The organism is Streptomyces sp. NPDC058307 (genome assembly GCF_042880295.1).
Taxonomy (GTDB): Bacteria; Actinomycetota; Actinomycetes; order Streptomycetales; family Streptomycetaceae; genus Streptomyces.
In genome coordinates this window covers 13,600-29,190 of record NZ_JBHVYZ010000085.1, presented here as the reverse complement: position 1 = coordinate 29,190, position 15,591 = coordinate 13,600, and the positions used below count along the sequence as shown (strand labels likewise).

Annotated in this window: 13 protein-coding genes; 9 read left to right on the top strand and 4 right to left on the bottom strand. The window is 70.5% G+C overall.

What is annotated here, in order from left to right; translation table 11 throughout:
* Positions 1-77: 77 nt before the first annotated feature.
* From ACFVYN_RS37425 to ACFVYN_RS37400, 6 genes are all read left to right on the top strand, one after another.
* A complete protein-coding gene (locus ACFVYN_RS37425; RefSeq protein ID WP_390006681.1) occupies positions 78-794 on the top strand; it encodes a site-specific integrase in 717 nt (238 codons plus the stop codon).
* Between the two features lie 606 nt (positions 795-1,400).
* Positions 1,401-2,699 carry a 4-carboxymuconolactone decarboxylase gene (pcaC, locus tag ACFVYN_RS37420; RefSeq protein WP_390006680.1) on the top strand — a complete coding sequence of 433 codons (1,299 nt, stop codon included), beginning with the start codon at positions 1,401-1,403 and terminating at the stop codon, positions 2,697-2,699.
* 31 nt (positions 2,700-2,730) lie between these two features.
* Positions 2,731-3,366 (top strand): MBL fold metallo-hydrolase, encoded by a 636-nt coding sequence (locus tag ACFVYN_RS37415; protein ID WP_390006678.1) that lies wholly within the window; start codon positions 2,731-2,733, stop codon positions 3,364-3,366.
* A gap of 30 nt (positions 3,367-3,396) precedes the next feature.
* On the top strand, positions 3,397-4,176 hold the full coding sequence (locus ACFVYN_RS37410) for an exodeoxyribonuclease III (RefSeq protein ID WP_390006677.1): 780 nt from the start codon (positions 3,397-3,399) through the stop codon (positions 4,174-4,176).
* Positions 4,177-4,297: 121 nt separating this feature from the next.
* Positions 4,298-4,705 carry a DUF6278 family protein gene (locus tag ACFVYN_RS37405; RefSeq protein WP_390006676.1) on the top strand — a complete coding sequence of 136 codons (408 nt, stop codon included), beginning with the start codon at positions 4,298-4,300 and terminating at the stop codon, positions 4,703-4,705.
* A 126-nt stretch (positions 4,706-4,831) separates the two neighbouring features.
* Positions 4,832-5,578, top strand: coding sequence for an amino acid ABC transporter ATP-binding protein (locus tag ACFVYN_RS37400; protein ID WP_390006675.1), 747 nt, complete (start codon positions 4,832-4,834; stop codon positions 5,576-5,578).
* A gap of 170 nt (positions 5,579-5,748) precedes the next feature.
* On the opposite strand, the gene ACFVYN_RS37395 is transcribed toward ACFVYN_RS37400, so the two are convergent.
* Both ACFVYN_RS37395 and ACFVYN_RS37390 read right to left on the bottom strand, forming a co-directional pair.
* Positions 5,749-7,314 carry a CocE/NonD family hydrolase gene (locus ACFVYN_RS37395; RefSeq protein ID WP_390006673.1) on the bottom strand — a complete coding sequence of 522 codons (1,566 nt, stop codon included), beginning with the start codon at positions 7,312-7,314 and terminating at the stop codon, positions 5,749-5,751.
* 116 nt (positions 7,315-7,430) lie between these two features.
* Entirely contained in the window at positions 7,431-8,189 is a 759-nt protein-coding gene (locus ACFVYN_RS37390; protein ID WP_390006672.1) for a hypothetical protein, read from the bottom strand.
* A gap of 144 nt (positions 8,190-8,333) precedes the next feature.
* On the opposite strand from ACFVYN_RS37390, the gene ggt reads away from it, so the two are divergent.
* On the top strand, positions 8,334-10,130 hold the full coding sequence (gene ggt / locus ACFVYN_RS37385) for a gamma-glutamyltransferase (protein ID WP_390006670.1): 1,797 nt from the start codon (positions 8,334-8,336) through the stop codon (positions 10,128-10,130).
* Between the two features lie 4 nt (positions 10,131-10,134).
* Here the strand turns inward: ggt and ACFVYN_RS37380 are convergent, their stop codons facing one another.
* Both ACFVYN_RS37380 and map read right to left on the bottom strand, forming a co-directional pair.
* Positions 10,135-12,663, bottom strand: a complete 2,529-nt coding sequence (locus ACFVYN_RS37380; RefSeq protein WP_390006669.1) for an ATP-dependent Clp protease ATP-binding subunit — start codon at positions 12,661-12,663, stop codon at positions 10,135-10,137.
* 173 nt (positions 12,664-12,836) lie between these two features.
* On the bottom strand, positions 12,837-13,604 hold the full coding sequence (gene map / locus ACFVYN_RS37375) for a type I methionyl aminopeptidase (RefSeq protein WP_390006668.1): 768 nt from the start codon (positions 13,602-13,604) through the stop codon (positions 12,837-12,839).
* A gap of 32 nt (positions 13,605-13,636) precedes the next feature.
* On the opposite strand from map, the gene ACFVYN_RS37370 reads away from it, so the two are divergent.
* Together ACFVYN_RS37370 and ACFVYN_RS37365 are read left to right on the top strand one after the other, a co-directional pair.
* Positions 13,637-13,888: a helix-turn-helix transcriptional regulator gene (locus tag ACFVYN_RS37370; RefSeq protein WP_352381469.1), complete on the top strand. Its 252-nt coding sequence runs from the start codon at positions 13,637-13,639 to the stop codon at positions 13,886-13,888.
* 135 nt (positions 13,889-14,023) lie between these two features.
* A complete protein-coding gene (locus ACFVYN_RS37365) occupies positions 14,024-15,553 on the top strand; it encodes a hypothetical protein (protein ID WP_390006667.1) in 1,530 nt (509 codons plus the stop codon).
* The last annotated feature ends 38 nt before the right edge of the window (positions 15,554-15,591 follow it).

Here is a 15,591-nt window from a genome sequence, read left to right as displayed (position 1 = left end):
GTCGTCAATCGCCAAAGCCGTCCTCACCCTGGAGAGGCAACGCTGAAAATGCTCAGTGGCTCCGGTGATGGCTGGCCATGAAAGCGGAGGACCTCGAAGAAACCACCATCTACAACTACGGGATTACCCTGGACCGAGTTCGGGGGAGGCTCGGCGATATCCGTCTCCAGGACCTTCCTGAAGAGCACGTGGAAGAGTGGAGAGACTGGGCGCTGGCGCATGGCCGCGTGCGAGGCAAAAGAGCCGGGACGCCACCCAGTATGACGAGTGTGGATATGAGCCTCGCTCTGCTGAAGGAAGCGCTGGGGAGAGCCGTTACCCGGCGGTTGGTGTACGTCAATGTCGCTGCGCACGGGACCATTCCCCGGAGAGCGCGCAAGGAAGAGCGGAAGACTGAAGAGGAGGTGCCGCCCTGGAACGTCCAGGAGGTTCAGAAGTTCATCCATGGAATCAGGGGTGAGCGTCTCTGTGCTGCGCTTCTTCTTTCGCTGATGGGGCTTCGTCCAGCTGAAGTCTGCGGCCTCCGGTGGGAGGACGTTGACTTGGAGAACGCCACGATCGTCATTGCCGACACGCGGACGATGATGGGCAACCGGTACGTGGTGGAGAAGGACACCAAGTCTTTTGCGGCTGAGCGGGATCCGCCGCTGCCGGCGCTGGTTCTGGGGGCTCTCAAGGCATTCCGGGCTCTCCAAGCAGAGGAGAGGCTCGCTCTGGGGGAGGCGTACAGGGCGTCGGGCTACGTGCTGGCGCATGAAGCGGGCGACGCCTTCACGATCAAGCAACTTCGCTGACGCGCGTACCGGCTTATGGAGCTTTCAGGCTCCGTCGCGTCAGGCTCTACGACGCACGCTCGTCGTGCTTCACCTTCCTGGCCAACAACGGCGTCCCGGACCACATCCTCGCGCGATGGGCCGGACATGCGAACGTAAAGACGACCAAGCGGTGGTACGTCAAGCCGGATGTAGAAGATCTTCGCGGAGCTGCCACCACTTGGGATGGTCTGCACGGGGGTGCGGCAGAGGGGCAAGGATGAGCCACGCGGATCGAGCCGAGCGACTTGCGCGCCGACCAAGGCTTCTACCAAGCGTTCACTGTGTGGTGTTTGAGCTGCTGTAGGGCAGGATTTCGGAAGGTTTCCGGGTGGATCATGCCGAGCCTCGCTCGTGCCACCACACTCGATGGTGCTTCCTGAACCGGCTGGGGGCCGTGATCAAAGAGGAAAGCATTGCGTGTAGCGACTGTAAGGGGGGCCCGAGCCCGGAGGGCCGACTGCCGTCAAGGCCACGAGTACATGCCCGTGTATACCCGGTTCTCGCCGGCAGGACCGGAGCGTGGCAAGGCCCGCTACGTCTACCCCGGCTATGTGACATCTCGTGACAGATGAGAGGCTCAGAAGGGTGAGCGAGACACCACCGAACACCCTGCAATACCGCTTTGACGGGCCGGAAGAGGCTCCCGTCCTGATCCTCGGTCCCTCACTGGGTACCACATGGCACATGTGGGACCGCCAGGTCCCCGAACTGGTCAAGCAGTGGCGCGTCTTCCGGTTCGACCTGCCGGGGCACGGCGGCGCCCCCGCCTACCCGGCGGGTTCGGTCGGCGCCCTCACCGACCGGCTGCTCGCCACACTCGACCGGTTCGGAGTGCAGCGCTTCGGCTACGCGGGCTGCGCGCTCGGCGGCGCGGTCGGCATCGAGCTGGCGCTGCGCCACCCCGAGCGGCTCGCCTCACTGGCGCTGATCGCCGCCTCGCCCCGCTTCGGCACCGCCGACGAGTTCCGCCAGCGCGGGGTGATCGTACGGACGAACGGGCTCGATCCCATCGCCCGTACCTCGCCCGACCGCTGGTTCACCTCCGGGTTCGCCGCCGCCCAGCCCGCGATCACCGAGTGGGCCGTGCAGATGGTGCGCACCACCGACCCCGGCTGCTACATCGCGGCCTGCGAGGCGCTCGCCGCGTTCGACGTACGGGCCGGTCTCGCGAGCGTCGGAGTGCCGACCCTGGTCCTCGTCGGCTCCGACGACCAGGTCACCGGTCCCGCCGAGGCCCGCACCCTGGTCGCGGGCATCCCGGACGCCCGGCTCGCCGTCGTACCCGGCGCCTCCCACCTGGTGCCGGTCGAGCAGCCCGCCGCCGTCACCGACCTCCTGGTCAGACACTTCTCCACCGCCTGGCAGCCCGCTTTCGACTCCAGCACCGGCCAGACGGCGATCCCCGCCGCCCCGATCACGCCGGTCCTCAACGCCGCACCGCCGCACCCCGTGCCGATCGCCGAGATCGCACCGGCCGCCCCGGACCCGCAGACGACGGGCCGCGCCGATTCCTACGCCGTCGGCATCAAGGTGCGCCGCGAGGTGCTCGGCGACGCGCACGTCGACCGGACGCTGGCGCAGGCCGACGACTTCTCGGGCGACTTCCAGGAGTTCATCACCCGCTACGCGTGGGGCGAGATCTGGGACCGGCCGGGGCTCGACCGCCGTTCCCGCAGCGTCGCCACCCTCACCGCGCTGGTCGCGGGCGGGCACCTGGACGAGCTCGCCTTCCACACCCGGGCCGCCCTGCGCAACGGCCTCACTCCCTCCGAGATCAAGGAGGTGCTCCTCCAGGCGGCCGTCTACTGCGGTGTGCCGGCGGCGGGCAGCGCGTTCAAGGTGGCCCAGCAGGTCATCCGCGAGGAAACCACCCCCAACGAGTGAGCCGCGCACCTCGCCCAGGCAGGATGGACCCATGAAGCTCACGAAGATGTCGCACGCCTGTGTCCGCCTGGAGAAGGACGGACAGACGCTCGTCCTCGACCCCGGGGCCTTCAGCGAGGAGGACGCGGCCCTCGGCGCGGACGCGATCCTCGTCACCCACGAGCACTTCGACCACTTCAGCGAGGAACGGCTGCGGACGGCCCTGGACGCCAACCCGGCCGCCCAGATCTGGACGCTGAAGTCGGTCGCCGAGAAGATCTCGACCGTCTTCCCCGGCCGCGTGCACACCGTCGGCCACGGCGACACCTTCACCGCCGCCGGCTTCGACGTCCAGGTCCACGGCGAACTGCATGCCGTGATCCACCCGGACATCCCGCGCATCACCAACGTCGGTTACCTGATCGACGGCGGCGCGGTCTTCCACCCCGGCGACGCCCTCACCGTCCCCGACCACGCCGTCGAGACGCTGATGCTCCCCGTCATGGCCCCCTGGAGCAAGATCTCCGAGGTCATCGACTACGTCCGTGAGGTCAGGCCCCAGCGCGCCTACGACATCCACGACGCCCTTCTCGCGGACCTCGCCCGCCCGGTCTACGACAACCAGATCGGCGCCCTCGGCGGCGCGGAGCACCTGCGTCTCGCGCCGGGGGAGAGCACGGCTCTGTGAGTGTCAGTGCCGCCCGGTAGGTTGTCAGGCATGCGCATCGCGACCTGGAACGTCAACTCGATCACCGCTCGTCTCCCGAGGCTGCTGGCCTGGCTGGAGAGCACCGGCACCGATGTGCTGTGCCTCCAGGAGGCCAAGGTCGCCGAGGTGCAGTTCCCGTTCGACCAGCTGCGCGAGGCGGGCTACGAGGCGGCGGTCCACGCGACGGGGCGGTGGAACGGCGTGGCGGTGATCTCCCGGGTCGGCCTGGAGGACATCGTCAAGGGCCTGCCCGGCGACCCCGGTTACGACGGCGCCACGGAGCCGCGCGCGATCTCCGCGACCTGCGGACCGGTCCGCGTCTGGTCGGTCTATGTGCCCAACGGCCGCGAGGTCGGCCACCCGCACTACGCGTACAAGCTCCAGTGGTTCGAGGCCCTGAAGGCCGCCGTCGCCGGTGACGCGGCCGGCAGCCGCCCCTTCGCGGTCCTGGGCGACTACAACGTGGCGCCGACGGACGACGACGTCCACGACGTGGCCGCCTTCGAGGGCCTCACCCACGTCACCCCGGCCGAGCGCGCCGCCCTCGCCTCCCTGCGCGAGGCGGGCCTGTCGGACGTGGTCCCGCGGCCCCTCAAGTACGACCACCCGTTCACGTACTGGGACTACCGCCAGCTCTGCTTCCCCAAGAACCGCGGCATGCGCATCGACCTGGTCTACGGCAACGAGCCCTTCGCGAAGGCCGTCACCGACGCGTACGTCGACCGCGAGGAACGCAAGGGCAAGGGCGCCTCCGATCACGCACCGGTCGTCGTCGACCTGGACGTCTAGCCCACGATCCGGACGTCTGGACCACGACGTGGACGTCCAGGCCTCGCTCCACCCGGCGCGCTGGAAACGACAGCCCGCGCGCCTGTGGTGCATACGGCCGAGTGAGTGACACGCTGGGTGTATGAAGATCCCTTTTCTGGGCGGCTGGAGTGAGAAGCCGGGGACCCGCGATCCCGAGGGCATCGCCGAACTCCTCTCCGAGTGCGAGCTCCTGCGCTCCCACGCCTCCCGTTCGGGTGTCCTACTGGACGACACGGCGGCCTCGTTGGAGGCGCTCGACCAGCTCGTGCCGGGCTGGCGGGACGACGAGGAGATCCTGCTCTGGCTGGGCAACGACGCCGGGCTCTACCTGGGCACGGTCATCGTGCGGACCGTCCCCGGGGCGACCTGGGACCTGCGCTCGGACGGCCAGCCCGTGATCCGGCTGGAGTCCGGGCGCGAGTTCGACGTGGTGGCCTCCGGCCACGAGTGGGCCGCGAGCGGGGTGCCGGAGCTGTCGCAGCTCTACGCCGAGGTCGCCGAGGAGTGAATCCATGGCCGTAAGCGCGGCGTAAATACGGCTAATGACCGGAAAGTGCGTGTCGTTCCTCAGGCGTGATCTTGCCTCGATAGGTTGCGGCAACCACGACACAGCTGAGAGTGAGTAGGGCTGGGCATGGCCGTCGTCGATCCGTTGATCGAACTGCGTGACGTCAACAAGTACTACGGGGAGCTGCATGTCCTGCAGGACATCAACCTCACCGTCGGCAAGGGGGAGGTGGTCGTGGTCATCGGCCCTTCGGGGTCGGGCAAGTCCACGCTCTGCAGGACGATCAACCGCCTGGAGACCATCAAGTCCGGTTCCATCACGCTCGACGGGCAGCCGCTGCCCGAGGAGGGCAAGGCCCTCGCGAAGCTCCGTGCCGAGGTCGGCATGGTCTTCCAGTCCTTCAACCTGTTCGCCCACAAGACGGTCCTGCAGAACATCTCGCTGGCCCAGGTCAAGGTCCGCGGCCGCAAGAAGGACCAGGCCGACCAGCGCTCCCGCCAACTCCTCGACCGGGTGGGCCTCGCCGACCAGGCGGACAAGTACCCGGCCCAGCTCTCCGGCGGTCAGCAGCAGCGCGTGGCCATCGCCCGCGCCCTCGCCATGGAGCCCAAGGCCCTGCTGTTCGACGAGCCCACCTCGGCCCTCGACCCGGAGATGATCAACGAGGTCCTGGAGGTCATGCGGCAACTGGCCCGGGAGGGCATGACCATGGTCGTCGTCACCCACGAGATGGGCTTCGCCCGCTCGGCCGCCAACCGCGTGGTGTTCATGGCCGACGGCCGCATCGTCGAGGACCGCGCCCCCGACGACTTCTTCACCAACCCGGACAGCGAGCGCGCCAGGGACTTCCTCTCCAAGATCCTCAAGCACTGAGAGGAGCGACGGCCATGGCTTCGAGCCTCGACTACGATGGTCCGCTCACCCCCACGGTGACGTCGGCCGAGCCTCCAGGGACGCTGCTGCCGGATGGGGGTCCCCCCACGGCCCGTCAGCCGTAGGGGGCAGCAGTCACAGAGCCCTACCCGCCCGGCGCCGGCCGGAGATCACTGCTCGCGCAGCGGAATCGACACGTACGACGGGTCGTTCGCCGGTGAGGAGAAGGTCAGCTGAGCGCCGGACGGGTTGTGCTCGATGTAGAGCGGGTCGACCGTGTCCACCACGAGGGCCAGCCGGTGCCCGGCCGGGACGTCGTAGGCCGTGGAGAACAGCTCCAGGTCGACGCCGAACGGCTTCCCGGGCGTCTGCCCGTGGAAGGTGTACGGCGCGTGGGAGACCAGCTTGCCGAGGCCGAGCGGCCCCACGTCGTAGAGGTAGGCGACGAGGGTGCCGCTCTCCTTGGTGGGCGTGACGGTGGTGTGCAACTTCGCGGTGCCGCGCACTTGTTGGGCGGTCGGGTACTTCTCCGACTGCCATACGGCGGCCCACAGGCGCGGAAGCAGGGGGATCGAGGCGACCGGGGGAGCCTGGGCGATCTGGTCGAGGATGCTGGACAGGAAGACGATCCCGCCGTCCGCGCCCGAGTCGACGTTGGTGTGGATCGTGGTGGTGCCCGACAGGGCGATCTTCTTGCGGGTCGCGCCGACCGACTTCCAGTCCGGATAGCCCTCGTAGCCGCCCGTGGAACGGGACTTGAGCTGGACCGGCTCCTCGTGGTCGATCCCGTTGTCCGTGCCCTTGAGGTAGTGGTCGAACCAGCGCTCGGTGTCGGTCCACACGTCGTTGGGCAGGCCGAACAGCCCGGTCAGTTCGGCCGTGGCGTGGTCGCCGGGGCGGAACTCCAGTCTCTTCGGGCCGGTCAGCTTCTCGTAGAAGTCCGCGTACTGGTTGGGTGCGAAGACCGTGTCGCCCCACCCGTTGGCCATCATGACCGCCGCGCCGTTCTGGTTGAGTTGGTCCACGTATGTGGCGGCCGAACGTTTCTTCCCCCAATCGATCATCTCCTGTTCCTTCGACAGGTTCGACGCGTAGAAGTTGTCGAAGATCTGCCGGATCTCGGCGCTCTGGCGGCCGGTGATCACGCTCGCGCCGTCCAGCAGGGCCCCGGCCTGGACGTGCTGGGTGCGGCCGGAGTAGATCGAGTCGATCAGGTCGGCCCAGCCGCTGAGCGCGGCGACGGCCTTGATGCGCTTGTCGTGCGCGGCGGCGATGAGGCTGATGCCGGCGCCGTAGGAGACGCCCGCCATGCCGATGTGCTGGGCGTCCGCGGGGGTGTTGGCGAGCGCCCAGTCGATGACCCTGGACGCGTCGGCGGTGTCGGGAGGGCCCGCCACTTCTATCTCTCCGCCCGACTGCCAGAACCCGCGGACGTTGTAACTGACCACGATGTAGCCGGAGTTGGCGAGCTTCTGGGCCTGGGCGAGGTACTCGATCTGGGGCAGTCCCCAGCTGGTGGGCAGGACGAGCAGCGGGTAGCGCCGGGAGCCGTCGGCTCCGGCGGGCGTGATGACGTTCGCCTTGAGGACGGTTCCGCCGTCGCCGGTGATGTCCACGAAGCGGACGGCGTCCGCCGCCTGGGCGGTGGGGGCGAGTCCGAGGGCGCTTCCGGCGATCAGAGTCGCGGAGACGGCGCCCACGGTGGTCGTACGCAGGGCCTTGCGAGGGTGTCCCACGGGTCACTCCCTACTCGTGTCAATGCAAAGTGACCAGACGGTAACCTCGACGCTTTACCGGAGGTAACCCGTCGGTAAGTTACGTGGGAGTAACGATTGTTGTCGTGTGAATCAATTCAGGAGGCGCGGTGGGAGTTGCGTGGAGCCGCGGTTGCCGGAAGAGGCGTCTTGGCCTCCCGGGTCACGTCCGCGACCAGCTCCACGACGTCCGGGCCGTACGCACCGGAGTTGACCACCCGCAGCAGCAGTACGAACGTGCTGTCGCCGTACTTGCGGGTCAACTGTTCGTGGTTGCGGGCCAGATAGCGGGTCGCGGCCTGGTTGGTGATCGCGGTCTGGCCGCAGAAGAGGAACACCGGCCGGGCGCCGTTGCTCTGCTCGACGGTGAGCCGGGCGAGGAGGGCGTACTCGGACGTGCCGACCTCCACGCGGTAGCGCTCGGACCCCACCTGGAAGGCGCCGCGGTCCGGGCTCGGTTCGGCGTCCACGTTGACCCGGACGCCGGGCAGCAGGGACGAAAGGTGGGCGGCCATACGGCGGTTGGAGGCCGGGCCGCCGACGCAGAACTCGGTGCGCTCGCCGAAGCCCTGCCGTGCCGCGTCGTGCGCGAGGACCTGGGCGTGGGCGTTGCAGTCCTTGATGAGCGCGGCGAGTTCGAGGAGGGCGAACACGTCGTAGCGCATCACCGCGAGGTCCGGGCCGCCCGCGCCGCGGTTCACGACCAGCAGCGACTCGGAGTTGTCCGGCAGCCCGAAGAACGCCTGCTTGCGGCGGAGTTTCCGCTTCCACAGATACGTCCGGGCGAGCCAGCCGAGCGCGGCGCTGATGCCCGCCGCCACCACACCCAGGACGATGTTGCGCACGTCGTCAGTCATGTGCGCGCATGCTAGCGGGCCGACCCGGCTGGTACGCACCGGTGTTCGAAGTGTGGCATTTGCATGACACCTGACCCCACGTGGGGTGTCGGGGCCCCGGCGATGTGGTTACGCTGCGCGGACGGTCCTGGACTGGAGGTACGGATGCGTCGCCCTGTCGCACGGAAACTGTCGGTGCTGGCGGTCTCGGCCGCCGTGGTGTCGGTGGGAGCGGCAGCACCGCCGCAGACCGCCTCGGCACCCGGGAAGGTACCCGTCGCCGTGGGTTACGGCGGCGCCGTCTCCAGCGTGGACGCGGACGCCTCCGCCGCCGGCATCGAGGTCCTGAGGAAGGGCGGCAACGCGGTCGACGCGGCCGTCGCCACCGCCGCCGCGCTCGGCGTCACCGAGCCGTACTCGTCCGGCATCGGCGGGGGCGGCTACTTCGTCTACTACGACGCCAAGTCCCGTACCGTCCACACGATCGACGGCCGCGAGACGGCACCGCTGACCGCCGGCTCCGACCTGTTCGTGGAGAACGGCAAGCCGCTCGCCTTCGCGGACGCCGTCAGCAGCGGGCTGAGCGTCGGCACCCCGGGCACCCCGGCCACGTGGGCCACGGCCCTGGGCGAGTGGGGCAGCAGATCGCTCGGCAGCGTCCTGAAGCCGGCCGAGCGCATCGCCCGGGACGGGTTCACGGTCGACGACACCTTCCGCTCGCAGACCGCGTCCAACGAGACGCGGTTCCGGTACTTCCCCGACACCGCGAAGCTGTTCCTGCCCGGCGGGCAGCTGCCGGTGGTCGGATCCACCTTCAAGAACCCCGATCTCGCCCGCACCTACCGGGAGCTGGGCCGCAAGGGCGTCGGCGCGATCTACCACGGCGATCTCGGCGACGACATCGTCGACACGGTGAACCACCCGCCGGTGGACCCGGGTTCGGGCTGGAAGGCACGGCCGGGCGAGCTGTCCGAGAAGGACCTCGCCGCCTACCGGGCCAAGCTCCAGAAGCCCACCAAGACCTCCTACCGCGGGCTCGGCGTCTACTCCATCGCGCCCTCCTCCTCCGGAGGCACGACGGTCGGCGAGGCCCTCAACATCCTCGAGCACACCGACCTCTCCAAGGCCAGCGAGGTCCAGTACCTGCACCACTACATCGAGGCCAGCCGGATCGCCTTCGCGGACCGGGGGCGCTGGGTCGGCGACCCCGCCTTCGAGGACGTACCGACGAAGGGGCTCCTGTCGCAGAAGTTCGCCGACTCGCGGGCCTGCCTGATCAGGGACGACGCGGTGCTCACGAGTCCGCTGGCGCCGGGCGACCCACGTCGTCCGGGGGCCTGCACGGACCGGGGGACCGCGGCTCCGACGACGTACGAGGGCGAGAACACCACGCATCTGACGGTGGCCGACAAGTGGGGGAACGTCGTCTCCTACACGCTGACCATCGAGCAGACCGGCGGCAGTGCGATCACCGTGCCCGGGCGCGGGTTCATCCTCAACAACGAGCTGACGGACTTCTCCTTCGTGCCGGCGAACCCGGCCGTGCACGACCCGAACCTGCCGGGGCCCGGCAAGCGGCCGCGGTCCTCGATCTCACCGACGATCGTGCTGGACCGGCACAACCAGCCTGTGGTGGCGCTGGGTTCGCCCGGCGGGGCGACCATCATCACGACCGTGCTCCAGGTGCTGACCGAGTTCGTGGACCGTGGGCTGCCGTTGGTGGACGCGATCGCCGCGCCCCGGGCGAGTCAGCGCAACGCCGCGCAGACCGAGCTGGAGCCGGCGCTGTACAGCAGCGGGGTGCGGTCCCAGCTTGAGGCGATCGGGCACTCCTTCAAGCTGAATCCGGAGATCGGGGCGGCGACGGGTGTGCAGCGGTTGCCGGGCGGGAAGTGGCTTGCGGCTGCCGAGACCACTCGGCGCGGTGGCGGGTCCGCACAGGTGGTGCGCCCGGCGCCGTAGTCGTCTAGGAGCCGTTCCCCGTACGGAATTCCAAGGCGCCCGCCTCGGCGTCCACCGTTACCCGGCCACCCTCCTCGACCGTGCCGTCGAGGAGCATCCGGGACAGCTGGTTGTCGACCTCCCGCTGGATCGTGCGGCGCAGCGGGCGGGCGCCGTACTCCGGCTGGTAGCCGCGTTCGGCCAGCCAGTCGACCGCCCGGTCGGTGAAGTCGACCGTGATGCCCTGGGCGTGGAGCAGGCGGCGGGTCCCCTCCAGCAACTGCTTGGTGATCTCCCGCAGTTGCTCTCCCGTCAGCTGGCGGAAGACGACGATCTCGTCGATGCGGTTCAGGAACTCGGGGCGGAAGTGGTCGCGCAGGGGGCGCAGGATCTGTTCGCGCCGCGCCTCCTCGTCCGCGTCCGAGCCGCCCGCGCCGAAGCCGATGCCGGCGCCGCGGCGGATGATCGCCTCGGAGCCCAGGTTGCTCGTCATCACGATCACCGTGTTGGTGAAGTCGACCGTGCGGCCCTGGGAGTCGGTGAGCCGTCCGTCGTCGAGGACCTGGAGGAGGATGTTGAAGACGTCCGGATGGGCCTTCTCCACCTCGTCGAGCAGGAGCAGGGAGTACGGGTGCCTGCGGACCACCTCGGTCAGCTGGCCCGCCTCCTCGTGGCCCACGTATCCGGGCGGGGCGCCGACCAGACGGCTGACGGTGTGGCGCTCCTGGTACTCGCTCATGTCCAGGCGGACCATGCGCTCCTCGCTGCCGAACAGGGACTCGGCAAGAGCGCGGGCGAGTTCGGTCTTGCCGACGCCGGTCGGGCCGAGGAAGAGGAAGCTGCCGATCGGCCGGTCCGGGCTCGCGAGGCCGGCACGGGAGCGCAGGACGGCGTCCGAGACGACCCGTACGGCCTCGTCCTGGCCGACCACCCGCCCGTGCAGATGCCGCTCCAGGCCGAGCAGGCGGTCCTTCTCCTCCTCGGTGAGGCTGCTGACCGGGATGCCGGTGAGCCGGGACACCACCTGGGCGATGGCCTCCGCGGTGACCTCCAGGTGCTGGCCCTCCTCGACTTCGTCGCCCCCGGCGGCCTCACTGATCCGCTTCTTCAACTCGGCGATACGGTCCCGCAGTTGGGTGGCCTGCTCGTACTGTTCGGCGGCGACCGCCTGGTCCTTGTCCCGGGTCAGCTGCTCGACCTCGCGCTCCAGGGCCCGTACGTCGGTGCCCTTCGTGCGGGCGCGCAGGCGTACCCGCGCTCCTGACTGGTCGATGAGGTCGATCGCCTTGTCCGGCAGGCGGCGGTCGGGGAGGTAGCGGTCGGACAGCTCGACAGCGGCCACCAGCGCCTCGTCGGTGTAGCGGACCTGGTGGTGGGCCTCATAGCGGTCGCTCAGCCCGCGCAGGATCTCGATGGCGTCCGCGGGGGTCGGTTCGGGCACCAGGATCGGCTGGAAACGGCGGGCGAGGGCCGCGTCCTTCTCGATCCTGCGGAACTCCTCCAGCGTGGTAGCGCCCACGATGTGCAGCTCGCCGCGGGCCAGGGCGGGCTTGAGGATGTTGCCGGCGTCCAGGGAGCCGCCCTCGCCGCCCCCGCCCGCGCCGACGACCGTGTGCAGCTCGTCGATGAAGACGATCAGCCGGTCGGAGTTGTCGCGGATCTCGCCCACGATGTTCGTCAGGCGCTCCTCGAAGTCGCCCCGGTAGCGGGTGCCCGCGACCACTCCGGTCAGGTCGAGGGCGAAGACCCGACGCCCGATCAGCACGTCGGGTACGTCCCCGTCGACGATCCGCTGGGCCAGGCCCTCCACGATGGCGGTCTTGCCGACGCCCGCGTCACCGATGAGCACCGGGTTGTTCTTGCCGCGCCGGGACAGCACCTCGATGGTCTGCTCGATCTCCTCGTCCCGGCCGATCACCGGATCGATACGGCCCTGGCGGGCCAGGTCGGTGAGATCGCGGCCGTACTGGTCGAGGGTGGGCGTGCTCGTGGCGCGCGGTGTCTCACCGCCCGGCTGTGCGCCGTCCGGGGACGCCTCGGGAGGCAGGCCGGTGGGGGCGAACCGGGCCGAGTTGAGGATGTGCCCGGCGGCCGAGTCGGGGTTCGCGGCCAGGGCACTCAGCACGTGCTCCGGGCCGATGTAACCGGCGCCCCGGGCCCGGGCCAGCTCGTGCGCGTCCAGCAGGGCGCGCTTGGCGGCCGGGGTGAGGGACAGCGAGGTGGGAGGAGGGGCTTCCTCCGGCTTGTGCTGGACAGGGCCGGAGCGTTCGTCGATCTCGGAGGCGAGCGTGTCGGGATCGGCACCCGCCCGGCTCAGCAGGGTCCGGGTCGGCTCGGCGGAGAGCGCGGCCCGCAGCAGGTGCTGGGTGTCCAGATCCCGGCTGCCGTGCTCGGCGGCGTACTGCGCGGCGCCCCGCACCAGCTCCCTGGCCGGCTGGCTCAGCAGCTGGCCGATGTTGATCTGCCGGGGGCCGGGACGCGGCCCGCCGAAGAAACGGGCGAGGAACTCTCCGAAGGCGTCATAGCCTTCCGGTCCGCTGAATCCGCTGGTCATGGCGTTCCCATCCGGCGTCCCCGCGCGGGCCGGGGACACCCCTCGCTGATCGACGTGCCGGGGCCGGGTAACCCGGGTGTCAGCCCGTTACACCTTCGCACGGATGGGGGAGTGGGGCACACGCAGCGCTCGGGGGGCGACGCGGTTCACCGAGCGCCTCCCGGAGAGCCTGCTCAGCGCGCCGTCAGGACGCGTGGTCCCACGTCGGTGACGGCCACGGTGTGCTCGGTGTGCGCCGCGCGCGAACCGTCGTTCGTCCTCAGCGTCCAGCCGTCCGGCGCCGTGTGGTACTCGTCGGTGCCGCCGGCGATGAGCATCGGCTCGATCGCGAGGACCATGCCGTGCCGCAGCGCGAGCCCCCGCCCCGGGCGCCCCTCGTTCGGCACCGGCGGGTCCTCGTGCATCCGGCGGCCGATGCCGTGGCCGCCGAAGTCGTCCATGATGCCGTACCCGCCGTCCCGGCACACCGTGCCGATCGCGTGCGCGATGTCGCCGATGCGGTTGCCCACGACCGCCGCCGCGATCCCGGCCGCCAGCGCCCGCTCCGCGGTCTCGATGAGCCGGACGTCGGCGGCGCGCGGCCTGCCCACGGTGAAACTGATCGCCGAGTCCCCGGCCCAGCCGCCGAGTTGGGCACCGCAGTCGATCGAGACGAGGTCGCCGTCGCGCAGCCGGTAGCCGGTCGGGATGCCGTGCACGATCGCGTCGTTCACCGAGGCACAGATGACGGCGGGGAAGGGGGTGGTGGCGAAGGTGGGCCGATAGCCGAGGAAGGGCGAGGACGCCCCGGCCTCCCGCAGCACCCCACGCGCCACCTCGTCCAGCTCCAGCAGGGAAACGCCCACGTCAGCGGCCTCTCGTACGGCGGTCAGGGCGCGCCCGACCACCTGTCCCGCCTCGTACATGGCATCCATCGATGTATCCGTCTTCAGCTCCACCATGCCAATTACTATACCGGTATTAGAATGGGGGTATGGTGCGCACCCCTCTCACTCCCGAAGAACACGAACGCGGCGAACGGCTCGGCCGGCTGCTGCGCGAGGCCCGCGGCGGCCGCAGCATGACGGAGGTCGCGACGACCGCCGGGATCTCCCCGGAGACCCTCCGGAAGATCGAGACCGGAAGGGCTCCGACGCCGGCGTTCTTCACGGTGGCCGCGCTCGCCCGGGCGCTCGGGCTGTCCATGGACGAACTGGCCGGACTGTGCGAATTGGCGGGCGTGTGACGGGAGTTCGCTCACCGGTCCGGGAGCACGTCAGGAGGCTCCTGCTGCGCCTTTGCAAACTGGCTGTAGCCCGTTCGTAACACTGCTGGTGTTGCCTTACGGACCGGAGTGCTCCGGTCTAACGGGAGTTGAGCGATGGCAGTGGATCAACTCCCGGGCAGGATGCGGGAGTTCGTGGCCTACCTGGCGGGCGTGCTGGCGCGCCTGGATCAGGGCGCCGGTTGGTGCGCGGTGTTCTGGCAGCGCGACCCGGACGGTATGCAGGCCTGCCTCGACGGCCGCGAGGTGCCGCCCTGGGACGTGGTCGAGGCCCTCCTGCAGGACCTCGCCGCGGAGTACGGCTCGGAGGTGGCCCACGCCGAGGCGGAGCGGGCCCGCCCGCTGCACGCCGCCGCGCAGGCCGCCCACGACGCCCGCCCCGGCGGCCGGGACGCCCTCGGCGACCGCTTCGACGTCATGCTCCGCGAACAGCGCTACGCGGCGGAACGGCAGGCCGAACTGGGCCGCCGGCTCGCCACCGCCACCACCCGGGAGGAGGCCGACGCCATCCGCCTGGACCTCGCCTGGGCCCGCGACGACCACGAACGCGCCGTCCGGCGTTGCGCCGAACTCCAGTCCCGCATCGCCGACTTGGACCACCGCGCGATGAACGACCAGGCCCGGGCGATCCGGCGGGGACGGGTCGGGGGTGGCGCAGCCGGCAGCGGCCGAGGCGCCGGGTTCCCGGACATGCCGCAGCAGCGCGACGCGGTCATGGAGACTCCCACCTGGGCGGATGCCCCCGCAGACGTACCGCCGCAACCCGGCGCAGCTGAAGCGACCCGTTCGGGATACGCCCCGTACCCGCAGGCCCCTACCCAGGTCACCCACCCCGACGTCGAACCCCCGCAACAGCCGGCCCCCACCGCCGCACCGCCGGAGGCGACCGCCCCCAAGCGCAAGCGCCGGCGGGGCAGTGCCCGTTTCGCCGGTATGGGCGACGAGGGCGGCGCCCCCGTGGCCGTACCCCCGGCTGCCGCGCCCGATCTGCCCGCCGCGCCGGTGGCGAAGGGGCGGACCCCGCGCGGGGCCCGTTTCGCCGGGGCCGCGGAGGCGCCGGCGGTCAGTGAGCGGGAGTGGGCCGAGCCGTCGGACGTGGTCGCGCGGCGGGAGACTGCCGAGACGGTCGCGGCGCTGGTGCGGCTGCGCTCGGCGGGGCGTACCGGCGAGGCGCACGCCCTGCTCGTCGAGGTCGCCCACTGGCCCGCCGACCGTTTCCCGCTGCTCGCCGCGGAGCTGCAGCACGCCGGGCTCGGCGCCGACTGGGCGTCCCTGCTGTGGGAGGCCGCCTCGCTGCCCGCCGACCGGCTGGTGGCCGCCGCGGACGCCCTGGTCGCGGCCGGGCGGAGCGCGGACGGGGAGCAGGTGCTCAGGCAGGGGGTTGCGCGACCCGCGGGCGAGATCGGCGCCGCCGTGCTCGCGCTGACCGCAGAGGGCCGCCGCCGCGAGGTCACCGCGCTCCTCGACGCCTACGTCCGGGTCCGCACCCCCGAGGAGGCCGCCCGCAGCGCCGAGCCCGGCCCACAGACCCTCGTACCGCTCCTCCTGGCCGCCGCGCGAGGCGTCTCGGACGAGCGGCACTGGGACCTGGTGCACGCCCTGCGGGTCGCCGGATTCTCCGCCTGACAGGTCCCCCACAATCCCGCCGACCGGGCACGTCACTC